21 protein-coding genes are annotated in these 26,565 nt (G+C 74.8%); 16 read left to right on the forward strand and 5 right to left on the reverse strand.

Annotated elements, in window-relative coordinates:
- Positions 1-260 precede the first annotated feature (260 nt).
- The 9 genes from ACGFZP_RS39155 (at position 261) to ACGFZP_RS39195 (ending at position 11,575) form a co-directional block, all read left to right on the forward strand.
- On the forward strand, positions 261-1,670 hold the full coding sequence (locus tag ACGFZP_RS39155; protein ID WP_392942169.1) for a sensor histidine kinase: 1,410 nt from the start codon (positions 261-263) through the stop codon (positions 1,668-1,670).
- The gene (locus tag ACGFZP_RS39160) at positions 1,622-2,287 is read left to right on the forward strand and encodes a LuxR C-terminal-related transcriptional regulator (RefSeq protein ID WP_392942172.1); all 666 of its coding nucleotides are present in this window, start codon (positions 1,622-1,624) and stop codon (positions 2,285-2,287) included. The genes ACGFZP_RS39155 and ACGFZP_RS39160 overlap by 49 nt, the downstream gene beginning before the upstream one ends.
- A gap of 258 nt (positions 2,288-2,545) precedes the next feature.
- Positions 2,546-4,090, forward strand: coding sequence for a DUF2637 domain-containing protein (locus tag ACGFZP_RS39165; RefSeq protein ID WP_392942175.1), 1,545 nt, complete (start codon positions 2,546-2,548; stop codon positions 4,088-4,090).
- Positions 4,091-4,222: 132 nt separating this feature from the next.
- A complete protein-coding gene (locus tag ACGFZP_RS39170; RefSeq protein ID WP_392942178.1) occupies positions 4,223-5,512 on the forward strand; it encodes a DUF6986 family protein in 1,290 nt (429 codons plus the stop codon).
- An 82-nt stretch (positions 5,513-5,594) separates the two neighbouring features.
- Positions 5,595-6,251, forward strand: coding sequence for a YigZ family protein (locus ACGFZP_RS39175; RefSeq protein WP_392942181.1), 657 nt, complete (start codon positions 5,595-5,597; stop codon positions 6,249-6,251).
- Positions 6,252-6,387: 136 nt separating this feature from the next.
- Complete coding sequence (locus tag ACGFZP_RS39180; RefSeq protein ID WP_392942185.1) at positions 6,388-6,813, forward strand: cupin domain-containing protein; 426 nt, start codon at positions 6,388-6,390, stop codon at positions 6,811-6,813.
- A 149-nt stretch (positions 6,814-6,962) separates the two neighbouring features.
- Positions 6,963-8,777: a hypothetical protein gene (locus tag ACGFZP_RS39185; protein ID WP_392942188.1), complete on the forward strand. Its 1,815-nt coding sequence runs from the start codon at positions 6,963-6,965 to the stop codon at positions 8,775-8,777.
- A gap of 113 nt (positions 8,778-8,890) precedes the next feature.
- Entirely contained in the window at positions 8,891-10,525 is a 1,635-nt protein-coding gene (locus tag ACGFZP_RS39190) for a restriction endonuclease (protein WP_392942191.1), read from the forward strand.
- Positions 10,526-10,786: 261 nt separating this feature from the next.
- Positions 10,787-11,575, forward strand: coding sequence for a ZIP family metal transporter (locus ACGFZP_RS39195; protein WP_392942193.1), 789 nt, complete (start codon positions 10,787-10,789; stop codon positions 11,573-11,575).
- Between the two features lie 66 nt (positions 11,576-11,641).
- Here ACGFZP_RS39195 and ACGFZP_RS39200 read toward each other — a convergent pair whose 3' ends face one another.
- Complete coding sequence (locus ACGFZP_RS39200) at positions 11,642-12,550, reverse strand: LysR family transcriptional regulator (RefSeq protein WP_392942195.1); 909 nt, start codon at positions 12,548-12,550, stop codon at positions 11,642-11,644.
- A 106-nt stretch (positions 12,551-12,656) separates the two neighbouring features.
- Here ACGFZP_RS39200 and ACGFZP_RS39205 point away from each other — a divergent pair, with 106 nt between their 5' ends.
- Positions 12,657-13,598 carry an EamA family transporter gene (locus ACGFZP_RS39205; protein WP_392942225.1) on the forward strand — a complete coding sequence of 314 codons (942 nt, stop codon included), beginning with the start codon at positions 12,657-12,659 and terminating at the stop codon, positions 13,596-13,598.
- On the opposite strand, the gene ACGFZP_RS39210 is transcribed toward ACGFZP_RS39205, so the two are convergent.
- Positions 13,489-14,067: a MarR family winged helix-turn-helix transcriptional regulator gene (locus ACGFZP_RS39210; protein ID WP_392942197.1), complete on the reverse strand. Its 579-nt coding sequence runs from the start codon at positions 14,065-14,067 to the stop codon at positions 13,489-13,491. The genes ACGFZP_RS39205 and ACGFZP_RS39210 overlap by 110 nt on opposite strands.
- A gap of 237 nt (positions 14,068-14,304) precedes the next feature.
- Between ACGFZP_RS39210 and ACGFZP_RS39215 the strand changes: the two genes are divergently transcribed.
- Positions 14,305-14,640, forward strand: coding sequence for a DUF2218 domain-containing protein (locus ACGFZP_RS39215; RefSeq protein WP_392942200.1), 336 nt, complete (start codon positions 14,305-14,307; stop codon positions 14,638-14,640).
- Here the strand turns inward: ACGFZP_RS39215 and ACGFZP_RS39220 are convergent.
- Complete coding sequence (locus ACGFZP_RS39220; protein ID WP_392942203.1) at positions 14,637-15,272, reverse strand: phosphatase PAP2 family protein; 636 nt, start codon at positions 15,270-15,272, stop codon at positions 14,637-14,639. The two genes, ACGFZP_RS39215 and ACGFZP_RS39220, sit on opposite strands and share 4 nt — an antisense overlap.
- 495 nt (positions 15,273-15,767) lie before the next feature.
- Entirely contained in the window at positions 15,768-17,123 is a 1,356-nt protein-coding gene (gabT, locus tag ACGFZP_RS39225; protein WP_392942206.1) for a 4-aminobutyrate--2-oxoglutarate transaminase, read from the reverse strand.
- A gap of 301 nt (positions 17,124-17,424) precedes the next feature.
- Here gabT and ACGFZP_RS39230 point away from each other — a divergent pair, with 301 nt between their 5' ends.
- The 3 genes from ACGFZP_RS39230 to ACGFZP_RS39240 all read left to right on the forward strand — a co-directional run bounded on the left by ACGFZP_RS39230 (position 17,425) and on the right by ACGFZP_RS39240 (position 22,810).
- Entirely contained in the window at positions 17,425-19,464 is a 2,040-nt protein-coding gene (locus tag ACGFZP_RS39230) for an ATP-binding protein (protein WP_392942209.1), read from the forward strand.
- 179 nt (positions 19,465-19,643) lie between these two features.
- Entirely contained in the window at positions 19,644-21,209 is a 1,566-nt protein-coding gene (locus ACGFZP_RS39235; protein WP_387952352.1) for a PucR family transcriptional regulator, read from the forward strand.
- A gap of 158 nt (positions 21,210-21,367) precedes the next feature.
- Positions 21,368-22,810 carry an aldehyde dehydrogenase family protein gene (locus ACGFZP_RS39240; RefSeq protein WP_392942213.1) on the forward strand — a complete coding sequence of 481 codons (1,443 nt, stop codon included), beginning with the start codon at positions 21,368-21,370 and terminating at the stop codon, positions 22,808-22,810.
- Positions 22,811-22,881: 71 nt separating this feature from the next.
- Here the strand turns inward: ACGFZP_RS39240 and ACGFZP_RS39245 are convergent, their stop codons facing one another.
- Positions 22,882-23,547, reverse strand: coding sequence for an SDR family oxidoreductase (locus ACGFZP_RS39245; RefSeq protein ID WP_392942216.1), 666 nt, complete (start codon positions 23,545-23,547; stop codon positions 22,882-22,884).
- A 68-nt stretch (positions 23,548-23,615) separates the two neighbouring features.
- Here ACGFZP_RS39245 and dxr point away from each other — a divergent pair, with 68 nt between their 5' ends.
- Together dxr and ACGFZP_RS39255 are read left to right on the forward strand one after the other, a co-directional pair.
- Positions 23,616-24,860: a 1-deoxy-D-xylulose-5-phosphate reductoisomerase gene (gene dxr, locus ACGFZP_RS39250; RefSeq protein WP_392942219.1), complete on the forward strand. Its 1,245-nt coding sequence runs from the start codon at positions 23,616-23,618 to the stop codon at positions 24,858-24,860.
- A gap of 58 nt (positions 24,861-24,918) precedes the next feature.
- Positions 24,919-26,223, forward strand: a complete 1,305-nt coding sequence (locus tag ACGFZP_RS39255; RefSeq protein ID WP_392942222.1) for a M50 family metallopeptidase — start codon at positions 24,919-24,921, stop codon at positions 26,221-26,223.
- Positions 26,224-26,565: the final 342 nt, after the last annotated feature.

The raw sequence follows: 26,565 nt of genomic DNA on the forward strand, positions 1-26,565 counted from the left end.
GGTACTGCAGGGGGGACCCTGTGGGAGAGTAGGACGCCGCCGAACAATCATTCCGAAGAACCCCCACCCGATTCCGGGTGGGGGTTCTTTGCGTTGTCCCCGGATTTACCGATTCACGGTGCGAGCTGGCACCTGAAATGCGAGGCCGACCGGGGTGGTGCTAGGTCCACCCCGGAATCGGGGTGGGACGGCCAGTGCCGTCGACGGCAGGTGCAGGCAAGACTGGCGTAGGACAACCGGTATCGGCATCAGGAGTATCCGTGGCAGCAGTGAGTCGAACGAGTGGCTCGGCGGTGCGCGCCCAGACCGAGGCGGCGATCGCCTCGAGCGTCCGGGCTCTGGGTCGGCTGGCGCTGCTGGTGGTGGGAGCCGTGCCGGCCACCGTGATGCCGATCTTCGCGGCCCTCTTCAGCGGGGCGGCGGTCGCCTCGGCCCTGGAGTACTACTATCCGGGGACGCTCATGGCGGTGCTGGCGGCCTCGGCGACGGGACTGACGGTGGCCGGGCTCTTCGTGCGCCGGGTCGCCCGGCGGACGCGCTCCCGGCTGGAGCGCTGGTACGGCGTCCGGCTGCCCGTCGAGTACAGCCCCCGGCCGGCCCTGGAGGCGGACGAGCGCGGGCACTGGTGGACCGGGTACTCCTACCACCGCTCCCAGACGGTCGCGCGGCTCTCGCAGCTGCTGCACTGGGGTGCCCGGGACGGGGCGACCCGTTCCGAGGTCCTCTGGATGCTGGTCAACCCGGTCGTGGTGGTGGCCCTGGCGGGGCCGCCGGCCGCGCTGCTGGCGGGCGGTGCGGCCTACGCGCTCTCGGCTCCGGTGGACTACCGGACGTACGGCGTCATCGACTCGGGCGCCGTGGCAATCCTGCTCTCGGTGGTGCTGGGGCTGGCCCTGATGGCCCTCGGCGTGATGATCGCGCCGTTCGCGATGCGCGCCTACGTGGAGCTGGCCCGCCGGGTGCTGGACCGGGACGGCCGCGCCTCGCACGCCCAGCTGACCAGGCGGGTCGCGGAACTGACCGAGACCCGGGCGGACGCGGTCGGCGACCAGGCGGCCGAACTGCGGCGGATCGAGCGCGACCTGCACGACGGTGCCCAGGCCCGGCTGGTGGCGATCGGCATGACCCTGGGCACCATCGAGCACCTGATGGACAGCGACCCGACGGCCGCGCGTGAACTCCTCTCCGAGGCGCGGCAGTCCTCGGCCCGGGCGCTCCAGGAGCTGCGCGACCTGGTCCGCGGCATCCACCCGCCGGTGCTCGCCGAGCGCGGACTGGGCGACGCCGTCCGGGCGCTGGCGCTGGACAGCGCGCTGCCGACCGAGGTGTGCGTGAGCCTGCCGGACCGCCCGGCGGCCCCGGTCGAGGCCGCCGCCTACTTCAGCATCTGCGAACTGCTGGCCAACGCGGCCAAGCACTCGGGCGCGGAGCAGGTCTGGGTCGACATCCTCCACCGGGCCGGCACGCTGCGGATCACCGTGACGGACGACGGTGTCGGAGTGGCGGACCCCACCCGTGGGACGGGGCTGCGCGGGATCGAGCGGCGATTGGGTACCTTCGACGGTGTCCTCGCCATCGACAGCACGTCGGGCGGTCCGACCACCATCACCCTGGAGCTGCCGTGCGAGTTGTCCTCGCCGAGGATCTCTACCTCCTTCGCGAAGGCCTGATCCGGCTGCTGGAGGCGCACGGCTTCACCATCGCCGCCGCGGTCGAGACCGGCCCGGAACTGCAGGAGGCGCTGTTGACGCACCGTCCGGACGTGGCCGTGGTCGACGTCCGGCTGCCGCCGACGCTCACCGACGAGGGGCTGCAGGCCGCACTCCAGGCGCGGCGGGAGATCCCGGGCCTGCCTGTGCTGGTGCTGTCGCAGCACGTCCAGCAGCTCTACGCGCGGGAGCTGCTGGCGGACGGCACCGGCGGGATCGGGTACCTGCTCAAGGACCGGGTGTTCAACGCCGACCAGTTCATCGACGCGGTGCGGCGGGTGGCGGCCGGCGGTACGGCGATGGACCCGGACGTGATCGCGAAGCTGATGCAGAGCACCGCCCGCCGCCCCGGCCCGCTCCAGCGGTTGTCGCCGCGCGAGCGCGAGGTCCTGGAGCTGATGGCGGAGGGCTGCTCGAACTCGGCGATCGCGGCCCGGCTGGTGGTGAGCGACGGCGCGGTCGCCAAACACATTGCCAATATCTTCACCAAGCTCGAACTCGCCCCCGCCGAGGACGCGAACCGTCGGGTGCAGGCGGTGCTGGCCTACCTCAACGGGACCGCGCAGCAGGTCGGTTGACCCGCCGTCGGGTGCCCGCCCGGCCCCGGTCCGGGCGGCCTCCGGGCCGTGGTCCTAGGGCGGCGGACCGCCTGGTCCGGGCACCTGTGAAGGCCGTGCGGTGACACCCCGGGCTGCGAGAACGCTGAAACAGGTGTACGAGTAAACTCCGATGGGCCGAGCCCGGAGGTCGCTCAGCCGTCCGGCGCCCCGACAAGCGGGAACTGGCAGCCGAGGCAGCGTACGGCAGCAGCCGACATCCAGGGGTTGATAGACGTAATGGCACGCCCATCACTCACCAAGGCCCATCGCGGCCTGCTCGGCCTGGTCGCGGCCGGCGCCTTCCTGATCTCGGGCATCGGCTTCGCGGGTTCCTACAACGCGGTGCGGGACCTCGCCGTCGAGAAGGGCTTCGGCGCCTTCTCCTACGCCTTCCCGATCGGCGTGGACGCGGGCATCGTCGTCCTGCTGGCGCTGGACCTGGTGCTGACCTGGCTGCGGATCCCCTTTCCGCTGCTGCGGCAGACCGCCTGGCTGCTGACGGTCGCCACCATCGCCTTCAACGCGGCGGCGTCCTGGGGCGACCCGCTCGGGATGGGCATGCACGCGGTCATCCCGGTGCTCTTCGTGGTGGTCGTCGAGGCCTCCCGGCACGCCGTCGGCCGGATCGCCGCGATCACGGCGGACCGGCACATGGAGTCGGTCCGGATGATGCGCTGGCTGCTGTCCCCGGTGCCGACCTTCCGGCTCTGGCGGCGGATGAAGCTCTGGGAGCTGCGCTCCTACGACGAGGTCGTCCGGCTGGAGCAGAACCGCCTGGTGTACCGGGCGCAGCTGCGCTTCCGCTACGGGCGCGGCTGGCGGCGCTCGGCGCCGATCCAGGCGCTGCTGCCGCTGAAGCTGGCCAAGTACGGCGTGCCGCTGGACCCGGCGGTGCTGGACCGGTTGGACGAGGCGGAGGCGTCCCGGGCGGCCGCCGAGCTGCGGAAGGCCGATGCCGCCGCGGTGGCGATAGCGCCGACTGCCGGGGAGGCCGCCGCCGCGGCGCCCCGGCCCGCGGTGGCCCAGCCCGCATCCGCCCAGCCCGGTCCCGCCCAGCCCGTGGCTGTCCAGGCCGCGTCCGCCCAGTCGGCCCCGGCGCAGTCCGTACCGGTTCCGTTCGCGCCGGTGCAGCCCGAACCGGCCCAGCCCGCGCCCGCGGCGGTCGCCCCCGATGTGGCGGTGCCGATGCTGGCCAAGCTCGCCGCGGTGCGCCGCCGCGCCGAGCACGAGCCGGCGGGCGCCGCCGAGCAGGCTCCGCCGGCACTCCACGAGGAGCTGAACGTCTGGACCGAGCGGCCGGTGCGGACCGTCGGCCAGCAGGACGACGGCGCCGCCGGCCGGGTTTCGGGCCAGGCCTCGCCGTGGTTCAAGCCGCCGCGGGTGACCACCGCGCCGCCGGCCCCGGTCGCCGCCGCGACGGCTGCCGCCGCCTCCGCGCCCGCCGCCGCGCAGGCCCCGCTGCCCGTTCCGCCGTCCCGCGAGGAGCCGTACGCCGACCAGGCTGCGGAGTCCGACCGGCCGGAGGAGCCCGCCGACCAGGGGGCGGCGGATGTTCCGGAGGCACCGGCGCGGGCGCGTCTGGACGCCGACCTCTGCTTCGAGGCGCTGGTGAGCTACATCGACACCTTCGACCACCAGCCGGACCCGCAGCGCCTCGCCGCCTGGCTGACCAAGGAGTACGGCATGGCCGGCACCCTGTCGGACGGCTCGGTGAACCCGAAGGACGTCGCCGAGCTCTTCCCGGAGCTGCGCGACCGCTACGTCTCCGCCGGGAGGGACTGACCCGCCTGGGCCGTTCGGCCCGTCCACCGCTCGGTCGGCCATTGACGCCCGATCCCGGCGGGGTTACCTTCGCCTCAACAAATTGTTGAAGCGCTGGTCCGGCACGGACCGGCACGGCGCGGAGGAGTGCGGATGTCGCAGGTCGAGGCGGACGGCAGCGGACCGACGGGCGGAGCCGCGTTCTCAGGCGCCGCCCGTGCCGCGGTGGACGCGCTCCTCGCGCCGGTCGACGCCGACCTGGCCCGCCGCTACCCCGGTGACTCCGGCACCCGCCAGCCGGTCCACACCGTATACGTGCCGGCCGACGCCTTCGCCGCCGACACCGTACGCGAGTGGGGTCGGCAGGCACTGGAGGCCTTCGACACCCACGCCGCCACCCCGGCCGAGCTGGCCCGCGCGCTCGGCGTGGCGGACGACGCGCTGCTCGCCGACGTGCACGCCCGGGTCCGCGCCAAGCTGGAGCGCGAGCCGGTCGAGGACCTGCGGATCGACTTCGAGGACGGCTACGGCCCGCGCCCCGACGCCGAGGAGGACGCGGCCGCCGTCCGGGCCGCCGAGCTGGTCGCCGCCGCGGTGGCCGACGGCACCGCACCGCCGTACATCGGCATCCGGATCAAGTGCATGGAGGCGGCGGTCCGCGACCGCGGCATCCGCACCCTGGAGCTCTTCCTGGCGACCCTGCTGGCGGCCGGCGGTCTGCCCGAGGGCCTGGTGCTCACCCTGCCCAAGGTGACCTACGCGGAGCAGGTCACCGCCCTGGTCCGACTGTTGGAGGACTTCGAGCGCGGCGCCGGGCTGCCGGCCGGGCGGATCGGCTTCGAGATCCAGATCGAGACCACCCAGGCGATCCTGGGGCCCGACGGCCGGGCCACCGTCGCGCGGATGATCGAGGCCGCCGAGGGCCGGGCCACCGGCCTGCACTACGGCACCTTCGACTACAGCGCCTCCTGCGGGGTCAGCGCGGCCTACCAGAGCATGGACCACCCGGTCGCCGACCACGCCAAGGCGGTCATGCAGGTGGCCGCGGCCGGTACCGGTGTCCGCCTCTCCGACGGCTCCACCAACGTCATCCCGACCGGTTCCACCGAGCAGGTGCACGCCGCCTGGAAGCTGCACCACGACCTGGTCCGCCGTTCGCTGGCCCGCGCCTACTACCAGGGCTGGGACATGCACCCGGCGCACCTGCCGACCCGCTACGCGGCCGTCTACGCCTTCTACCGGGAGGGGCTGGAGGCCGCCGCCGCCCGGCTGGCCGCGTATGTCGCCAAGGCGGGCGGCGACGTGATGGACGAGCCCGCGACCGCCCGGGCGCTCAGCGGCTACGTGCTGCGCGGGCTGGACTGCGGGGCCGTCGACCCGGCCGAGGTGACCGGGCTGACCGGCCTGGACCGCACACAGCTGGACGCGCTGGCCGGCCGTTGACCGAGGGTTAGGCTGGCGGGGCCGGGACGATCCGTCCCGGCCCCGCCAGCCTTCGCCGTCCTCCCGGGAGAACCGCCGCGCCATGTCCGCCACGCCGGAGCCGACCCCCAGGCAGTACCTCACCATCCGGCGCGCGGGTGACCATGAGATCGAGATCAAGAAGTCCCGGTTCATCTGCCACCTCGCCCGGGTCGCCGACGAGGAGGAGGCGCAGGCCTTCATCGCGGGCATCCGCAAGCAGTACTGGGACGCCCGGCACAACTGCACCGCCTTCGTGGTCGGCGACGAGCAGCGCCGCGAGCGCTCCAGCGACGACGGCGAGCCGGGCGGCACGGCCGGCGTCCCGATGCTGGAGGTGCTGCGCCGGCGCGGGCTGACCGACACGGCGGCCGTGGTGACGAGGTACTTCGGCGGGATCAAGCTCGGCGCCGGCGGCCTGGTGCGGGCGTACGGGAGCGCGGTCTCCGAGGCGCTGGACCAGGTCGGGCTGGTGGAGCGGCGGCCGGTGGCCCTGCTCGCCGTGACGGCCGGCCACACCCGGGCCGGGCGGGTCGAGAACGACCTGCGGGCGGCCGGGTACACCGTGAGCGACCTGGCGTACCAGGCGGCCGGGGTGCGGATCGAGGTCGGGGTCCCGGAGCCCGAGGTGGCGGCCTTCCACACCTGGCTGGCCGAGGCGACCGGCGGTACCGCGGTTGCCGTGGCGGCCGGGCGGACGTACGTCGAGGTGCCGGTCTGAGCGGAGCCCAGGGCGGCATCGCGCACCGGCCCGGGGGTTTCGGACATTCTTTCGGACAGTTCGGCGCCCAGCCGTGTCGGCGGCCCGCCGCGGCTGCCTAGCCTGGGCCGACCACCGACCAGGAAGCCGAGCCGCGATGCCCGTCGTCCAGACCATCACCCTGTCCCCGGGGGCCGACACCGGCTGGCACTACCACCCGGGCCGGGTCGACGTGGTGGTGCTCTCCGGGACGCTGACGCGCACCCTGCACGACGGCCGGGTGGAGGTCAGCCGGGCCGGCGACTCGCTGGTCGAGGAGGCCGGGCCGGTGCACGTCCACATCGGCCGCAACCTGGGCGCCGAACCCGTGGTGCTGATCGCCTCCTACGACAGCCCGGCGGGCTGCCCGCTGGCCGTGCCGGTGGCGGAGCCGGCGTGGAGCCGGGCCGCGGGGGCGCCGGTCGCGGCCACGACCGAGCCGTCGGGGCGGCCGCGGGACGCCGTGAGACGCCCGGCCGCGACCGCGGGCGCGCCCCCGGCGACGTCCTATGCAGATGGCGGCCCGCCAGGGCGCCCGGCTTGAGCAGATTCACTCGAACGAATTGACGTGGCCCGGAGTTGGAACTTCCGCTCCGGGCCACGGCGTTTCCTGGGCAAGGATCCGGCCGAACCGGACGAATAACCCATCGATGGAGGACGACAGACCCCACCCCGCACCACGGAGGTATGCGCATGACCTCAGACCGCTACCCGTCGCCCGCCCACGCCGGCCTACCCGGCCCGCGCGGCCCCGCGACGCCTTATCGGATGACCGTCACCACGGCGCTTCCGCACGTCGACGCCGTCGCCCTGGCCGATCAGCGGCTCGGTGCCTGGCTGAAACAGGAGGGCTGCGAGGAGCCCCCGCCCGGGCCTGCGGAGATCCTCGGTCCCGATGCCCCGGCCGAGCGCCTGCGGCTCGGCGACCGCGTCCTGCTCGACCGCGACCAGGGCCCGCTGCGCGGCGGCCCCGGCACCGGCCGCTACGACCGCCGCCGACTGCGCGCACCGGCCCCGCACGGCACCCACCAGCTCACCCTCACCATAGCGACCGGCGCCGAGGGCCCCACCTGGGTCCGGCTGGAAGCCGAGACGCACACCACCGGCAGTGGCGTACGGACCCCTTGCCGGGTACCGGTGCCCGAGCTCGCCCGCACCCTGCTGCCGCTGCTCGACGCCACCGACGGGCCCGCCGCCGTCCACCTCGCGCCGCGCGTCCTCACCGCCGGCGAGGTCGACGGCCTGATCGACGAGCTCTGCGACCCGGAGCGCCGACTGCCCACCGTGGTCGCCAGCGTCCCGGTCCACCTCGGGCTGGACGAGTGGGTCGCCGAGGTGGTCCGCCCGCTCTGCCAGCAGCTGCCCGGCCTCGCCACCGCCTACGTCCTGGACCCGGGCGCCCGCACGGAGTTCAACGTCGCGCTGGAGTACCACAGCGTCTACGGCGGCGCCGTCCGCACCTACCTGCCCGAGGTCGACCCGGCCTCCCGGCAGGACGGCGTCCGGCACCCGGTGCTGGCCCGCCACCGGATCGAGGAGGACATCCGCCGCGCGGCCGGGCTGCTGGCCCGCGAGCCGCGCCGGATCGCCGCCGAGCAGCCGCTGCCCCCGACGCTCGCCGCCGTGCCCGTCCTGCGGGTGCCCTCGCCCCAGCCCCGCGCCGGTGCCGGCCCGGCCGACGACGACCGGGCCGAGCTGGCGGCGCGCGCCCACGAGGAGCAGCAGGACCACGCCGAGCAGCAGGCCAGGGCCGACGAGCTGGAGCGGGTCCGGCTCAGTCTGCGCCGCTCGCGCCGCCGCGGGCACCGGCTTCAGGCCCCCGGTGAGGAGCCGGGCGCCGGGCTGCGCCATGCCGGTACCCAGGTCCGCGGGCTGGCCAACCGGCTCTGCTCCGGCCCCGGCGGCGCTGCCGGGCCCTCGGCCGCGGCCGACCGAAGCGGCCGCGGCGGCCTGGGTGACCTGGGTGACCTGAGTGATCTGGGTGACCGCACCGCGGAGGGCGCCGACGGGCAGCCCGAGACCCCTGACACCTTCACCGAACTGATGACCAGACTGGGCGAGTTCCCGCTGCTCACCTTCACCGGCGACCAGAAGAACGCGCTCGCCCTCGACGAGCTGCAGTGCGCCGGGGCGGGCTGGGCCAGGCTCACCTGGGACGGCCTGACCGCTCTTCAGGAGTACGCCGAGGCGGCGGTCCGCGGCGAGGCCGGCGGCGACTTCAAACAGTGGTGCGAGCGCACCCCGGCCGGCTGCCACCGCTTCCCGCCCCGCAAGGCCGTGCGCGGGGAGTCCCAGACGGTGTTCAGCCACACCAAGTGGAAGCGCGAGCGGATGCTGCCGGTACCGGAGTGCGTGGACGCCTCCCGGCGCGCGTTCATGGGGGCGCACCTGCGGATCGGCGGCGGCCGTACGGCGCCCAGGCTGCACTACCTCGACGACTGCTCGGGCAGTGGCCGGATCTATGTCGGCTACATCGGCCTGCACCTGACCAACACCCGGACCAACTGAGAGGCTTGGCTGACCGGTGCGCCCGTTCGGTGGACAATGTCCGGCAGGGGCGGGCCGCGCGGTCGCCCGCCGCCCCGGGCAGGCGCCGGACGAGCATGGGGGAACGACCACCGATGCAGTACTCAGCAGACGGCCAGCCCGACGGTACTGCCACGGTCCCCCAACCGGGCTTCCTGGCCTCGGTCTTCCGCGACCTCGGCGCGGACGGGCCGGAGAGCGGTCCGGCGACCGGGCCGCGCGTAGAGCGGGACGGCGGTCCGGGTGACGGCCCGTCCGACCAGGGCGGGGACGAGTCGGTCGCGGCCCACGCCCGGGCCGCCGCGCTGACCCACCACCGCACGGTCACCGTCCAGGCCGAGCACGAACGGCTCGCCGGCCTGCTGCGCCGGGCGGCGCTGCCGGTCTCCGCCATGGACTTCGAGAGCCAGCTTCGCCGCTACGAGCCGCGCCCCTACACGGTGGACGGCGCCGAGCCGGAGGAGGGGGAGGCCGAACCGCGCTGGGCGGACTACGCACCCGCCGAGCCGCCCGTCGCCGACCCGGACGCCCCGCCGTCCCGCCGACTGCTGGACTCCGGCTACCAGCGCGAGCTGGCCAAGGCCCGGCTGACCCACCAGCGGGCCCTGCGGGAGTGGCGCACCCGGCAGGCGGAGAGCGCCGACTCGGCCGCGGACGAGTCCCGGCGCGTCCACGAGGAGGCCGAGCAAGCCCGGGCGCGCGCGGTCCAGGAGTACAACCAGAGCCTGGAGGAGTGCCGGCGGGCGTACCGGCTGGCGGAGCCCGCAGCCGTGGAGTCGCTGCTGGAGCGGGCCCTGGCCGCCGCCGAGACCGCCACCCAGGACCTGCCCGCGCCCTGCCGGGCCGTCTTCCGCCCGCTCACCCGGACCACCGTGCTCGACCTCGACCTGCCCCCGCTGGACGTGGTGCCATCCCTGACCGGCTACCGGCTCGGCCCGGACGGCGACATCCTGCCGGTGCCGCGGCCCCCGGCCGACCGGGCCACCGACTACCTGCGGCTGGTCGCCCGCCTCGCGCTGCGCGCACTGCAGGCGGCCGACGCAGTGGACACCGACCAGATACTGGCCGGGGTGGTGCTCAACGGCTGGCTGCGCGAGCCGGGCGCCGAGCCGCTCTGCCTGGTCAGCGTCGACGCCGACCGGGACGCCCTGGCCCGGACCAGGCTGCTGCCGCCCGCCGCCCCCTACGAGGAGCACGACGGCGAAGGCGTCTACGCGGACTCCGAACAGGACGAGGCCCTGGTCCGGCTGCGCCAGCTCGACGCCGCCGTCACCCCCGACCCGTACGCCCGGGCCGGCGTCGAGCCCGCCGCCCTGGCGGGCGCCGCGGTGCCCGCGGCGCCGGACCTCTCGGCGAACGAGTTCGCGCAGCTGGTCCGCGAGCTGCTCACCCGGGGCGGGCTGGCCCAGTGGAGCGTGCGGCTGCGCGGCCCGGCCGGACTGGTCGCCACCGGGGAGGGCCCGCCGGGCAGCGCGCTGCCCGGGCGCTGGGTGGTCTGGGCCTCCCGGGGCGAGGAGCCGGTGGCGGAGGAGGAGATCCGGACACTGGCGGAGGCCGTCCGGGAGGAGGCCGCCGAACGGGGCCTGCGGTTGACCACCGGCCGGTTCACCGAGGCCGCCCTCGACCTCACCGGCGAGGACGGCCACCAGCACATCCACCTGGTCGACGGCGACGGCGTCCGCGAGCTCGCCCACAGCCATCTGGGCCAGTCCCTCGCCGCCGGCCTCTGAGCAGGTCCGGCACGAGGGCCACCCGCGCAGCCCCGGCAGCCGGTCCGCGGCGGTCACCCCGACGGCCCGTTCGGCGGGCGCGGCGGCGGGGGCGGCCTGAGGCTGGGGGCGCGGGGTCCGGTGCGGCCGGGGCCCGGCCGGGTGGCGGCGTCGCGGAAAGCGGCCCGCACGGGCGCCCGGCACCGGTCGGTGCTCGGCCCGGTGACGGGCGGGACACGGGGGAGGCGGGATGGGCAGACCGCCCGGTACGGGGGAGGTTCGGTGACCGCGATCCTGGTCGCCCTCGGGGCGTTCCTGATGACGCTGGTCGGCGGGTACGTCGCCCAGCACACCGGAGACCGGCGCCACCTGGTGCTCGGCTTCGCCGCCGGGCTGATGCTCGGCGTGGTCGCGTTCGACCTGCTGCCGGAGGCGCTGCACCAGGCGCCCGACGAGATCCACGGGGTCCCGCAGGCGCTGCTGATGTTCGCGGCCGGGTTCCTGGCCATCCACATCGTGGAGCGGGCGGTCGCCATCCACCGCGGGCACGAGGACGAGTACGCCGAACACACCCACGGCCACCAGCCCGCCCACGGCCATGCGCACGGCCACGTCCACGAGCGGCGGGACGGGCAGCAGGGCATCGGCCTGACGGCCGCCCTGGCGCTGGTCGGCCACAGCGTGATGGACGGCTTCGCGATCGGCGCGGCCTTCCAGGCCGGCGGCACGGTCGGCACGGTGGTCGCCATCGCCGTGGTCGCCCACGACTTCGCCGACGGCTTCAACACCTACACGATCACCCGGCTGTACGGGAACGACCGGCGGCGGGCGCTGACCCTGCTGGCGGCGGACGCGCTCGCCCCGGTGACCGGCGCCGGGATCACCCTGCTGTTCACCATCCCCGAGCACCTGCTCGGGCTCTACCTCGGGTTCTTCGCCGGCTTCCTGCTCTACCTGGCGACCTCCGACATCCTCCCCGAGGCGCACAGCCCGCACCCCTCGCGCACCACCCTGCTCTGCACGCTCGCCGGGGTGGGCTTCATGTGGCTGGTGATCGGCTTCGCCGGCTAGGGCCCGTCTTTCGGATCACGTCGGATCAGCGCATTGCGCCGGCCGGGCCGAGGGGCCGTCCGTCGATCAGGCCCCGCCGAGCACCGCCCACCGCGCGCGCATCGCGGCCAGCGCCTCGGTGATCGCCGGACGGCGCGAGGCCTGGGTGCGCCAGAGCGCGAACACCCGCCGGGTGGGCTCCGGCACCACCGGCCGGGCCACCACCCCGGGCGGGAGCGCGCCCCGGCCCAGCCGCGGCACCAGGCCCACCCCCAGGCCGGCCTCGATCAGCGCGATCTGGGTCTCGAACTCGCCCACCTGGTAGAGCACATCGGGCTCCTCGCCGGCCTCGCGCATCGTCCGGACCAGCCAGTCGTGGCAGATGTTGCCCGGCGGGACGCTGATCCAGCGCTGACCGCAGAGCCGCCCGACCGGTACCGCGGCGAGCGCGGCCAGCGGGTGCTCGGCGCGCAGCAGCAGGTCCACCGGATCCTCGCCGAGGTCGCTCCGGGACAGCCCCTCCTGCACCGGCAGCGGGACGGTCGGCCAGTCCTGGACCAGCGCCAGGTCCACCTCGCCCCGGGCCACCAGCTCGGCCGCCGGGTACGGGTCGCTCTCCAGCAGCCGGACGTCCAGCTCCGGGCAGCGCACCCGCAGGTCGGCCAGCACGCCCGGCAGCAGTCCGCGCGCGCCGGTGGCGAAGGCGGCCACCAGCAGCCGTCCGACCGCCTGGCCGCGCTGCTCCTCCAGCCGCACCTCGGCCTGCTCGACCAGCCCGAGCACCGCCTGCGCGGTGGCGGCCAGTTCGCGTGCCGCGTCGGTCAGCGCCACCCCGCGGCCCTGGCGCTCCAGCAGCACCGTCCGGGTCTCGCGCTCCAGTTTGGCGATCTGCTGGGAGACCGCCGACGGCGTGAAACCGAGCGAGGCCGCCGCCCCGCCGACCGAACCGTGCACGGCCACCGCGTGCAGCGCCCGCAGGCGCCCCAGATCCATCATGCAGCAATGCTAAACCGTGGAGTTCAGAACTCATCGCTGGTGCTACACGGTCGGCTGCGGCCATGCTCGGGGCATGACCGCAGCACCCGCCGCCCCGAGCGGCACCATGAGTCCGCGTCACATCGCCCTGGCCGTCCTGGTGGCGGCCGTCTGGGGCCTCAACTTCGTCCTCATCCACGTCGGACTGCAGAACTTCCCGCCGCTGCTGTTCTGCGCCCTGCGGTTCGCGGTCGTCGCCGTCCCCGCGGTCTTCTTCGTCGGCCCGCCCAGGGTCGCCTGGCGGTGGGTGCTCGCGGTCGGCGCGGTGCTCGGGGTGGTCAAGTTCGGTCTGCTCTTCCTCGGCATGCACGCCGGGATGCCGGCCGGTCTCTCCTCCCTGGTGCTGCAGGGCCAGGCCGTCTTCACCGCACTGTTCGCCGCCGTCCTGCTGCGCGAGCGCCCCGGCGGCCGACGGCTCGCCGGCCTGGCGATCGCCTTCGCCGGGATCGGACTGAGCGCGGTGGACCACGGCCTCGGCGGCCCGCTCGGCGGGTTCGTCCTGGTCGTCCTCGCCGCCGTGGCCTGGGGGCTGTCCAACGTGCTGACCCGCCGGGCCGCGCCGCCCGACGCGCTGCGCTGGATGGTCTGGGTCAGCGCCGTCCCGCCGCTGCCGCTGCTCGGGCTCTCGCTGCTGGTCGAGGGGCCGGCCGCCGACCTGGCGGCCCTGCGCGCCCTCACTCCGGCGGGCCTGGGCGCGATCGCCTACGTCGGGCTGGTCTCCACCCTGTTCGGCTTCGTGGCCTGGAGCCACCTGCTGCGCCGCTACGACGCCACCGCCGTGGCGCCCTACTCGCTGCTGGTCCCGGTCTTCGGGATGTCCTCGGCCTGGCTGCTGCTCGGCGAGCGGTTCGGCCTGCCTGCCGCCGTCGCCGCGCTGCTGGTGGTGGTCGGGATCGGGATCACCGCGCTGCGCCCGGGGGCGCTGTCCGGCGCGGCGGCCTGGCGGCCCCGTAGGCGGCCTCGGCGGACCGCAGCACTCGCAGCAGCACGTCCTGGTCGGCCGGGCTGACCTGGCCGAAGTACTCCTGGGCGACCTCGTGCCGGACCTGCCCGATCCGCTCCACCGCCGAGCGCCCGGCCTCGGTCAGCACGATCCGGACGGCCCGCCGGTCGGCCGGATCCGGGGTCCGCTCGACCAGGCCCGCCTCCTCCAGGGCGTCGACCACGGTGGTGGCCGAGCGGGGGGCGATGTGCAGCCGGTCGGCGAGGTCGCTCAGCCGCATCGCCCGGCCCGGGAGCTCGCAGCCGGGCGCGTGCGCGAGGGCGCGCAGGGCGCGGCCCTGGCCGGGGGTGATGCCGTAGGGCTCCAGCCGCTCGCCGGTGCGGCGCCGGATCCGCTTGATCGCCCGGGTCATCGCGTCGGCGAGCTCGGCCGTGGTGTCCTGGGGCGCGGCCGAGGGCGACCCGGGTGAATCCGAGGGAACAACGGGGCCGGAGGGGGAGGAGCCCGCCGCGTCGTCGGTCGGCGTGGTGGTCATGGGCGGCTCTCCTCGGCAGGCGTTCGACCAAGGGTATCGGCCGGTCCGGCGGCCGGGGCGGGGCCCGGGGCCGGGCCCCGCCGAGGGGGCGGGATCGGGTGCGTCGCGGGGCCGGGAACGGGTGCGTCGCGGGCCTCCGGCAGCGCCGGGCCGAAACTTGTTGAGCCAGGCTCACTATCCGGGTAGCGTAGATCCAAGTGAGGGTGCCCTAAGCCCTCCCTGGATCCTGGAGGGCCCGTGCCCCGCTCAGAAGCCCGCGTCGCCACCGACCGTTCCGCCCGCTACGCCAAGCAGCTCGCCGCCCACATGGGCCGCAAGATCGAGGCCGACTGGTCCGAGGAGACCGGCCGCGGCACCCTGGTCTTCGGCGCCGGTACCGCCACCCTGGAGGCCGCCCCCGACGCGCTGCTGCTCGCCGTCGAGGGGGAGACGGAGAACCTGCCCGGCCTGGAGGACGTGGTCGGCCGCCACCTGGTCCGCTTCGGCGCCCGCGACGAACTGGTCGTCGAGTGGCGGCGCGACAACGGCGAGCCCGGCCTGGTGCACCGCAACGAGGAGCCCGCCGAAGGCTAGGCCCGGTCCGACGGGCTGTCGGGCGCGCTCCGGGGCCGCCCGTGCGGCAGCCACCGGACGAGGGCCCAGAGCACCAGGGCGCCCAGGCACCAGCTGGCCACCACGTCCAGCAGCCAGTGGTAGTCGCTCCAGACCAGCCCCAGCCCCACGCCGGCGGCGAGCAGCGCGGCGGCCGCGTCCAGCCGCCACCGGGCGCGGGCGCCGAGGGTGCGGCCCACCAGCAGTGCGGCGACGCCGTACGACAGGGTCGCGGTCGCGGTGTGCCCCGACGGGTACCAGCCCCACTGGTCCGGGGCCAGCGGCACCCCGAACGGCCCGGGCCGCGCGAACCAGGCCTTCGCCGGCACCACCAGCAGCGGGATCAGCCCCGCGGTGAGCACCGCCACCGCCACCGGCGACCACCAGCGCCGCACCCCCGCCCGGTACGACCGCCAGGCGGCCAGCGCGCCGCCGGCCAGCAGCACCGGGATGGCGGGGACGGAACCGCCGAGGTCCGACAGCGCCGCGCCGAGGTGGTTGAGCAGGGTGCTGTGCAGGCCGTGCCGGCCCTCCCGGACGGCGTGCCGGGTCCAGCGGTCCACACCGAGCAGCGGACCGTCCACGGCCACCTGCCAGGACACCGCCACCAGCACCGCGACCAGCAGGAGCGGCAGCGCTGGCGAGGCCGCGAACCGGCCGACAACGCGAGGTAGCCGCCCCGGAGCAGGGGGGAGAGCTCCGGGGCGGCTGTGATGATCGCCGTTCCGTGCGCCCCGGGGGGTGTGGGTCGGACGGTCGGTCGATCGGCCTTCGGTGTGTGCCGCCGCTCTCGCAGGGGCCTGGTTGTCCTCGCGGCCGCCGTGCGGACCCGCCGGTGGGGGCGGTGCCACGGACGGATCCGCCAATGGCTGGGGCTCGCTGTCCATCTGTCATGACACTACGTCAACGGCTTTGCCGCACCGAGCGGCTTCAGCGATTCCGCACAGCATCTTCACCGCCCGGCGGACGCCCTCCCCGGCGGCCCGCACACACGGCCGACCGGGCCCGCGCACAACCGAACGGCCCGTGGGGACCAAGGTCCCCACGGGCCGTTCAGCGCTGTCCGGACATCCCTCCGGCGGGTGTGTCGCCCTTCGGGCGCCGTCGGATCAGACGGCGGCGAAGGCGTTCTCCAGGATGTCGAGGCCCTCGTTCAGGAGGTGCTCCGGCATGACCAGCGGGGGCAGGAAGCGCAGCACGTTGCCGTAGGTGCCGGCGGTCAGCACCACCAGGCCCTCGGCGTGGCAGGCCTTGGCGATGGCCGCGGTGGCCTCCGCGTTCGGCTCCTTGCCGCCGGCCTTGACCAGCTCGACGGCGATCATGGCGCCGCGGCCGCGGACCTCGCCGATGCGCACCGAGTCGTTGTCGGCGAACTTCTCCTGCAGCGCCCGCAGGCGGCCCAGCATGATCTCGCCGATCCGCTGTGCCTTGCCGTTGAGGTCCTGCTCCTTCATGGTCTCGATGGCGCCCAGCGCGGCCGCACAGGCCACCGGGTTGCCGCCGTAGGTGCCGCCCAGGCCGCCCGCGTGCGCGGCGTCCATGATCTCGGCGCGACCGGTCACCGCGGCCAGCGGCAGACCGCCGGCGATGCCCTTGGCGGTGGTGATCAGGTCCGGCACGACGCCCTCGTCGTCACAGGCGAACCACTGGCCGGTGCGGCAGAAGCCGGTCTGGATCTCGTCCGCGACGAACACGATGCCGTTGGCCTTCGCGTACTCCACGATCGCCGGCAGGAAGCCCTTGGCCGGCTCGATGAAGCCGCCCTCGCCCTGGATCGGCTCGATGATGATCGCGGCGACGTTCTCGGCGCCGATCTGCTTGTTGATGATGTCGATCGCCTGCGCGGCGGCCTCGGCGGCGCAGTTCTCCGCACCGGTCAGCCAGCGGTACGGGTACGCGACCGGCACGCGGTGGATGTCCGGGGCGAACGGACCGAAGCCCTGCTTGTACGGCATGTTCTTCGCCGTCAGGCCCATGGTGAGGTTGGTGCGGCCGTGGTAGCCGTGGTCGAAGACCACGACGGCGGTGCGCTTGGTGTAGGCGCGGGCGATCTTCACCGCGTTCTCGACGGCCTCGGCACCGGAGTTGAACAGCGCGGTGCGCTTGTCGTGGTCGCCCGGGGTCAGCTCGTTGAGCTGCTCGGCCACGGCCACGTAACCCTCGTACGGGGTCACCATGAAGCAGGTGTGGGTGAAGGCGGCCAGCTGCTCGGTCGCCTTGGCCACCACGGCCTCGGCGCTGTTGCCGACGTTGGTCACGGCGATGCCGGAACCGAAGTCGATCAGCGAGTTGCCGTCCACGTCCTCCAGCACGCCGCCGTTGGCGCGGGACACGTACACCGGCAGGGTGGTGCCGACGCCGGCCGCCACCGCACCCAGCTTGCGGGCCTGCAGCTCCTGCGACTTCGGACCGGGGATCGCGGTGACCAGGCGGCGCTCCTGCGGGAGCGGCGTTGCGGCGCTCATGGGGTTTCTCCAGACTCTTCGGCTCGGTGCTTCGCAGGCTACGGCCGCCCTCCCCGGCCGGGCATGCGCCACTCGGTAGCACTGGGCCGTCCGACTTGTCCGGGGCGGCCAGCGCAGGTGATGCGACTACCCGCAGGCTCCGCTCCACTACATTGAGCGCGGGCGTGTCGCCGGTGCGGCGGCATGGGTATGGCGGGACCGACGACGGTCGGGCCGGGCGGGCGAGGGAGCGGGGCCGTACATGGGACTGGACGGGGCACGGGAACACGGCGAGCGGACCACCGCCACACCCCCTACAACCATGCCCCACCAACTTCCCCGGCACCCTGCCGGACCGGGCGCCGCCCCCGCCTTCGACCTCCCCGCCTGGGTCGCCGCCCCCCGCCCGGACGCGGCTCCCGGGGTCTACCGCCAGGGCTACCGGCAGATCGACCCCGACCGCGCCGAGGACGCCAAGGTCCCCACCTGGCCCCTCCTCCTGCGCGCGGGGCTGAACGCGGTGGTGGGGTGGTTCGCCTTTCTCTACGGCACTCAGTTGGTGCTGCGCCTGATCGTCCTGACGGTGTGGGTGGACCACCCGTCCAATACTGCGGTAACGGTGGTGGGGCTTTCGGTCAATGCGCTCGTGGCCATCGTCGTGGTCAAGGTCTTCGGTCGGATGGGCCGCTGGACCGAGGTGTGGCGGCGGTTCGCGGCGCCGCTGCTCTCGCGCACCGTGACCCAGGCGGAGCCCACCGAGCAGGGCGGGGTGGCGGAGACTGCGCGGCCGACCGACCCCTGGGGGGCGTTGCGGCGGGGTGGGGCGGCCGTGGCGGCGGGGCGGCTGGACGCGGAGGCGGTCGGGGACGTCGACTACGTGCGGATCCAGCAGGCCTGGGAGTCGGCGCAGGCGGACCAGGTGTTCGTGCCGGCGTTCGTGGAGCAGGTGACGGCGCGCGGGGCGGCGGCCTTCGCGCACCCCTCGGAGGTGCGGGAGCTGCCCGGACGGGCGGACCGGCACGACCTGCTGCTGCGCCAGGTGCGCCTCGGCACCACGCAGGACGTGCCGAAGAACCCGCTGACGCACCGCGCCGCCGGCTTCGCGCTGGACCCGGCCCTGCTGGGCACCTCGCTGCTGGCGGTCGGCCCGGCCGGGACGGGCAAGTCCGCCCGGCTGGCCCGCCCGGTGGCCGAGGCGCTCTGCCTGCAGGCGCTGGCCGGGACGGCGTGCGCGGTGGTGATCGGGGCGGCGGACGCCGACCTCGGCCCGGACGCCTGGTACGACGTGGTGATCACCCCCGGGGACACCCGCTCGGCGTACGGCCTTGACCTGTACGGAGCGGCACAGGACCCGGACGAGGCGGCCGCCCGGCTGGCCGAGGCGCTGCTGCCGGACGAGCTGACGGCCCGCGCGGAGAGCGCCCGGACGGCGCTCCAGCAGGTGGTCGGGCCGTTCCACGCCGCCAACGGCCGCTACCCGGGGGTGCGCGAGCTGCGGGCGCTGCTCGGCGGCGAACCGGAGGCCCTGGAGGCGCTGGTGAAGGCGCTGCGCGCGGCGGGCCGGCTGAGCGCGTACGAGCGGGACCTGGACCACCGCGACCGCCAGCGCGGCCGGGCGGACGACCCGGGGGCGCTGCTGGCCGACCGGCTGGCGCTGCTGGACCGCCCAGCCTTCGAGGGGGCGTTCGCGACCGACGGCACGGGCCGCCCGCCGTTCGCGATGCGGGTGCTGGACCACCCGCTGCGGGTCCGGGTGAAGCTGCCCGAGCGCAGCCACCCGGAGGCCGCGCGGATGCTGTCGCGCCTGGTGGTGGGCCAGTTCGTGCAGGCGGCGGCGGCCCGCGAGGACCGCTCGCTGTTCGCCGGCCTGGTGGTGGACGACGCCTCGGCGGCGCTGGACCCCCACATCGTCCGAGGGCTGCAGCGGATGCGCGGGGCCCACGCGGGCGCCGTCCTGCTGCTGCGCACCCTGGTGGACCTGCCGGAGGCGCTGCGGGCACCGCTGTTCGGCGCGGTCGGCTGCCGGATGGCCTTCCCCGGGATCGCACCGTGGGACGGGCGGCTGTTCTCCGAGGCCTGGGGCACCCACCTGGTCAGCGAGACGGCCGTGACGCACGCCCCGGACACCTCGGGCGGCATCCTGCGCCGGGCCGGGCGGCTCGGCCGCAAGGCGCTCTCCGGCACCACGGCGCAGACCGAGTCCGTGACCACCCGCGAGGTGGAGCGACTGCGCTGGTCGTCCTCGGACCTGGCGCACGCGCTGCCGGCCGGGCACGCGGTGGTGTCGCTGACGGCGGTCTCCGGCGAGCAGGTGCCGCCGCTCCTGGTGGACCTGCGCGAGGAGCGGCCCGCGCAGGCGTAGCGACGGCCCGCGCGAGGGCAACGGACGACCTGGACGCGCCCTATCGCCGCCGAGGTGGATTCGGCAGTGCCCGTTGTCCGGAGCGTCCATAATGAAAGGGAGAGACCCTCACCACCCCCTCAGCCCTCTCCTCGCCCGGCCGCAATGGCGCGGCCAGGTCGTTTCCCCCCGAAGGTGCCATGCCTCCCACACTCGCCTCCGTCGTCCGCAACACCTCGCTCCATCTGACGGTCCTCGCCGGCGCGGACCACCTGGAGCGGCCGGTCCGCTGGGTGCACACCAGCGAGCTGGACGACCCGACGCCGTTCCTCGAGGGCGGCGAGCTGCTGCTCACCACCGGCATCAAGCTGGGCCGCACCGCCGCCCGGCTCCAGGCGTACGTGCACCGGCTGGCCGACGCGGGCGTGGTGGGGCTGGGCCTCGGCGTCGGCCTCTCGCACACCGAGGTGCCGCAGCCGCTGGTGGACGCGGCCGCCCAGCGCGGGCTGCCGCTGCTGCGGGTGCCGGAGCCGACGCCGTTCATCGCGATCAGCAAGGTGGTCTCCGCGGCGCTCGCCGCGGAGCAGTACGAGGCGGTGACCACCAGCTTCGAGGCGCAGGAGGAGCTGACCCGGGCGGCGCTCGGCAAGGACGGCACCACCGCCGTGGTCCGCCGGCTGGCGGCCCGGCTGGGAGGCTGGGCGGCGCTGTACGACGGCTCCGGCGCGCTCTCCGTGGTGGCCCCGGACTGGGCGGCCCGCCGGGCCGGCCGGCTCGCCGCCGAGGTGGACCGGCTGCGCCGCCGCCCGGCACCGTCGAGCGCCGCGCTGCAGGGCCGTTCGCCGGGGATAGACACCGCGGACGAGGACTACGTGGTGGTCCAGTCGCTGGGCGCGGACCGGCGGGCCCGGGGCTTCCTCGCGGTCGGCACCGAGGACCGGATCACCCCAACCGAGCGGTACGTGCTGAACGCGGCGGTGGCGCTGCTGACCCTCACCCTGGAGCGCTCGCGCGAGCTGCGCCAGGCCGAGGAGCGGATGGGCGCGGCGCTGCTGCGGATGGTGCTGGCCGGCGAGGTGGCGACCGCCCGGCTGGTGGCGGCCGGACTGTTCGGCGGTCTGCCCGAGGGCACCATACGGGTCCTGGTGGCCGGGGCCGGCCAGGGCGTGGACGCCGCCGAGTCGCTCGGCGAGCTGGGCGACCGGGCCGAGCAGGCCGGTGCCCGGGTCGGCGAGAAGCTGCTGGTGGCCCGCGAGGAGGGGGCCCACGGGCCGCGGCTGATGGTGCTGGCGCTGGACAACGGCGCCGTGCACCGGGCCTGCCTCGGCGCGGTGGAGGAGCACGAGGGCCTCTCGCTGGGCGTCTCGGCGCCGGCCGCGCTGGAGGAGTCGGGCACCGCCTACGCCCAGGCCGAGCGGGCGCTCGCGGTGGCCCTGCGCGGCGGCCGCCGCTCGGTGGACCACGAGGAGGTCGGCGCGGGTTCGCTGCTGCCGCTGCTCGGGGAGGAGGCCGTGACGGCCTTCGCGGAGGGGCTGCTGCGCCCGCTGCGGGAGCACGACCGCACCGCGCGCGGCGATCTGGTGGCCTCGCTGCGGGCCTGGCTGTCCAGGCACGGGCAGTGGGACGCGGCCGCCGCCGACCTGGGCGTGCACCGGCACACCCTGCGCTACCGGATGCGGCGGGTCGAGGAGCTGCTCGGGCGGTCCCTGGACGACACGGACGTCCGGATGGAGCTCTGGCTGGCGCTGCGCTCCGGCGAGGAGTAGCGCCCCGGGGCCGGACCGGGCCTGGACGGGATGGAGTGACGGCGAGGGCGAACGCTACTTCGCGGCCAATCCGGTCGGCGCGCCGCCGCCCCTACCCTCGGGTTCAGGCTCCCACGGTCGTGGGGCCGTGAGACGACGAGGAGAGGGCCGGTACCACCGTGACCACCACGTACGAGTTCTGGCTGGCCGGCCGCCGGGCGAGCGGCGACGCCGACTTCGAGGTGCACAACAGCTGGGACGGCCGTCTGGTCGGCAGGGTCAGCGTTCCGACCGAGGCCCAGGTCGAGGAGGCGCTGGACGCCGCCGTCGCCGCCCTGCCGGTGTTCGCCGCGACCCCCGCGCACGTGCGCGCCGCCGCGCTGGACCACGTGGCCAAGCGGCTGGCCGAGCGCACCGAGGAGATCGCCCAGCTGATCACCGCCGAGAACGGCAAGCCGATCAAGTGGGCCCGCGGCGAGGTCGGCCGTGCCGTCTCCGTCTTCCGCTGGGCGGCCGAGGAGTCCCGCCGCACCAACGGCGAGACCATGCGGCTGGACACCGACCCGGGCGGCGTGGGCCGCTTCGCGGTGGTGCGCAGGTTCCCGCGCGGCGTGGTGCTGGGCATCGCCCCGTTCAACTTCCCGCTGAACCTGGTCGCCCACAAGGTCGCCCCGGCGATCGCGGTCGGCGCCCCGATCATCCTCAAGCCGGCCCCGGCCACCCCGCTCTCCGCGATGGTGCTGGGCGAGATCCTGGCCGAGACCGACCTGCCGGCCGGCTCCTGGAGCGTCCTGCCGGTGCCGAACGACCGGATGCCCGCCCTGGTGCAGGACCCGCGCCTGCCGGTGATCTCCTTCACCGGTTCGGACAAGGTCGGCTACCAGATCATGGACTCGGTGCCGCGCAAGCACACCACCCTGGAGCTCGGCGGCAACGCCGCCGCCGTGGTGCTCGCCGACTGGTCCTCCGAGGCCGACCTGGACTGGGCCGCCACCCGGATCGCGATGTTCGCCAACTACCAGGGCGGCCAGTCCTGCATCTCGGTGCAGCGCGTGATCGCCGACGCGTCCGTCTACGACGCGCTGGTGGAGAAGGTCGTGGCCAAGGTGCGGGCGCAGGTCACCGGCGACCCCAACGACGACGCCACCGACGTCGGCCCGCTGGTCGACGAGAACGCCGCCAGGCGGGTGGAGTCCTGGGTGGAGGACGCGGTCGCCAAGGGCGCCAAGGTGCTCACCGGCGGCACCCGCGAGGGCGCGACCTACGCCCCGACCGTGCTGGCCGAGCTGCCCGCCGACGCGATCCTGGCCAAGGCCGAGGTGTTCGGCCCGGTCCTGTCGCTGCACCGGGTGGACGGCACCGACGAGGCCTTCGCCGCGGTCAACGACTCCGCCTTCGGCCTGCAGGTCGGCGTGTTCACCCGCGACCTGCAGACCGCCTTCCGGGCCCACCGGGAGCTGGAGGTCGGCGGCGTGATCATCGGTGACGCGCCGTCCTACCGCGCCGACCAGATGCCGTACGGCGGCGTCAAGGACTCCGGCGTCGGCCGCGAGGGCGTCAAGTACGCGATGGACGACTACACCGTCGAGAAGGTCCTGGTCCTCACCGGCCTCGACCTCTGACGGACACGTCCGAAGGGCCCGGCACCGCGGTACGCGGTGGTGCCGGGCCCTTCGGCGTTCCCCGCAGGGTCTCAGTCGTGCCCGGCGGCCGCCGCGACCGCCTCCGCCACCGCGGCGTCGCCGGCGACCAGTTCCAGGGTCTGCCCGGCCGTGCCGGGTTCGTGGAGCAGCGCGGCCAGCACCTCGGCCACGTCGGCCCGGGGGATCCGGCCGCGCCCGACCGAGGGGGCGAGCCGGACCAGGCCGGTGGCCGGGCCGTCGGTGAGGGCGCCGGGCCGCAGCACCGTCCAGTCCAGCGCGGTACGGGCCCGCACCGCGTCGTCGGCCGCGCCCTTGGCCCGCAGATACGTCTCGAAGACGGGGTCGGCGGGGTACACCGCCTCGGCGTCGGCGCCCATCGAGGAGACGATCAGGTAGCGCCGCACCCCGGCCAGTTCGGCCGCGTCGGCGAGCAGGACGGCGCCGTCGCGGTCGACGGTGTTCTTGCGCGCCGCGCTGCTGCCCGGTCCGGCTCCGGCCGCGAAGACCACCGCGTCGGCGCCGGCGAGCAGCCGGGCGAGTTCGGCGGCGGTGGCGGCCTCCAGGTCGAGCAGCAGCGGCTCGGCCCCGGCGTCCGCCAGGTCGGCGGCCTGTTCGGCGCGGCGGATGATCCCGGCGGGCCGGTCGCCCCGGTCGGCGAGCAGCCGCTCCAGCCGGAGCGCGATCTGTCCGTGGCCCCCTGCGATGACGGTACGCATGGCTCCGACCGTAGCCGCGGTGGCGCCCGGCGTCCTGTGGAAGCGGTCGGCAGGACACAATGGGGCCCATGACTTCGCTCGCCCACCCGCAGCTCGGCTTCACCCCCGTGGTGAAGGACCCTTCGGCCCCCCGGGAGCTGGTGATCCTCGGTTCGACCGGTTCGATCGGCACCCAGGCCATCGACGTGGTGCGCCGCAACCCGGACCGGTTCCGGGTGGTCGCCGTGTCGGCGGCCGGCGGCCGGGTGGACCTGCTGGCCGAGCAGGCGCTGGAGCTGGGCGTGCACACCGTGGCGGTCGCGGACCCGGCCGCCGAGCCGGCGCTGCGCGAGGCGCTGGCCGCGAAGGCCGCCGGCCGTCCGCTGCCCGCCGTGCTGGCCGGTCCGCACGCGGCGACCGAGCTGGCCGCGCTGGAGTGCCACTCGGTGCTGAACGGCATCACCGGCTCGATCGGCCTGGCGCCGACGCTGGCCGCGCTGAAGGCCGGCCGGGTGCTGGTGCTGGCCAACAAGGAGTCGCTGATCGTCGGCGGCCCGCTGGTGAAGGCGGTGGCCCGGCCCGGTCAGATCGTGCCGGTGGACTCCGAGCACGCCGCGCTGTTCCAGGCGCTGGCCGGCGGGACCCGCGGCGAGGTCCGCAAGCTGGTGGTCACCGCCAGCGGCGGGCCGTTCCGCACCCGGAACCGGGAGCAGCTGGCCGGGGTCACCCCCTCGGACGCGCTGGCGCACCCGACCTGGGCGATGGGCCCGGTGGTGACGATCAACTCGGCAACGCTGGTGAACAAGGGCCTGGAGGTCATCGAGGCGCACCTGCTGTACGACGTGCCGTTCGACCGGATCGAGGTCGTGGTCCATCCGCAGTCGGTGGTGCACTCGATGGTGGAGTTCACCGACGGTTCGACCCTGGCGCAGGCCAGCCCGCCGGACATGCGGATGCCGATCGCACTGGGCCTGGGCTGGCCGGAGCGGGTCCCGGACGCGGCGCCGGCCTGCGACTGGACCAAGGCCGCCACCTGGGAGTTCTTCCCGCTGGACAACGAGGCCTTCCCCGCGGTGGAGCTGGCCCGCGAGGTGGGCTCGCTGGGCGGGACGGTTCCGGCGGTCTTCAACGCGGCCAACGAGGAGTGCGTGGAGGCCTTCCTGAAGGGGCACCTCGCCTTCACCGCGATCGTGGACACTGTTGCCAAGGTCGTGGCCGAGCACGGACAGTACGGGGGCGGGCGGGCCGGCGCGGGAACCTCCCTGACGGTCGAGGACGTCCTGCACGCGGAGGACTGGGCCCGCGCCCGGGCCCGCGAGCTGGCGGCGGGCTGACGGCTCCGGCCGCGGTAAGACAAGAAGACGAGCAGAGTGGCATGACGGAGGACCAGCGGTGGCAACGGTTTTGACGGTGGTCGGCATCCTGGTCTTCGCGGTCGGGCTGCTGATCTCGATCGCCTGGCACGAGCTCGGCCACCTTTCCACGGCCAAGCTGTTCGGCATCAGGGTGCCGCAGTACATGGTCGGGTTCGGCCCGACCGTCTGGTCCCGCCGCAAGGGCGAGACCGAGTACGGCATCAAGGCGATCCCGCTGGGCGGGTACATCCGGATGATCGGGATGTTCCCGCCCGGTGAGGACGGGCGGATCACCAAGCGGAGCAGCTCGCCCTGGCGCACCATGATCGAGGACGCCCGGGAGGCCTCCTACGAGGAGCTCCAGGACGGCGACGACGACCGGCTCTTCTACACCCGCAAGCCGTGGAAGCGCGTCATCGTGATGTTCGCCGGCCCGTTCATGAACCTGGTCCTGGCCTTCGGGCTGTTCCTGACGGTGATGATGGGCTTCGGCGTCTCGATGGCGGTGCCGACCATCGGCACCGTCTCGCAGTGCATCGTCAAGGCCGGCCAGCCGACCGACAGCTGCCCGGCGGACGCGCCGCAGACCCCGGCGGCCAAGGCCGGGCTGAAGCCCGGCGACAAGGTGGTCTCCTTCGACGGCGACCGGATCCACGGCTACGAGCAGCTCCAGGCGGACATCCGCAGGTCGGCGGGGAAGACCGTGCCGATCGTGGTCCAGCGCGACGGGCAGCAGCTCACCCTGAACCCGACCATCGCCGTCAACGACGTCCAGAAGTACGGCGACAACGGCATCCCGCTCAAGGGCCAGACCGTGCAGGCCGGCTTCCTCGGCTTCACGCCGACCAGCGGTGTCGTCCAGTTGGGCTTCGGGCAATCCCTCGACCGGATGTACGACATGGCGGAGGGCGGCGTGAAGTCGCTGATCGCCCTGCCGGGCAAGATCCCCGGGCTGTGGCACTCGGTGGTGGACGGCACCCCGCGCGACGCGGACTCGCCGATCGGCATGGTCGGCGCGGCCCGGGTGAGCGGCGAGGTGTTCTCGCTCGACATCCCCGGCAGCCAGCGGATCGCGACCTTCGTGAACCTGCTGGCGGGGATCAACCTGTCGCTCTTCCTGTTCAACATGCTGCCGCTGCTGCCGCTGGACGGCGGCCACATCGCGGGGGCCGTCTGGGAGGGCGTCCGACGCCGCTTCGCACAGCTGTTCAAGCGGCCCGACCCGGGCCCGTTCGACGTGGCCCGGTTGATGCCGCTGGCCTACGTGGTGGCCAGTGTCTTCATCGGATTCACCCTGCTCGTGCTGGTCGCGGACCTGGTGAACCCCGTCAAGATCAGCTAGGTCCTGTCCGGCCGATCCTGCCGGGCGCACGCCCAGCCGGGCGCCCAACGCCGCGCGCTGATCCGCCGAGACCGACCGGACAGGACCTGGTCGGACGGGTATGGCTGGTGTGCCCGGGGCCACCACCGTGCCGTACCGTTGGTGGCCGGGCGCGCGTTCGTCGATGCGCCCGGCCCCGGCCGTTGTCAACGGGCCGGATCGACCGACACCTCAACCCCGGGGAACCCTGCGCACATGACCGCGATCTCGCTCGGTATTCCGTCCCTGCCGCTCAAGCCGCTCGCCAAGCGCCGTTTCTCCCGGCAGATCATGGTCGGCAACGTGCCGGTCGGCGGCGACGCG

Origin of the sequence: Kitasatospora sp. NPDC048239, assembly GCF_043202015.1 — a bacterium.
Classification (GTDB): domain Bacteria; phylum Actinomycetota; class Actinomycetes; order Streptomycetales; family Streptomycetaceae; genus Kitasatospora.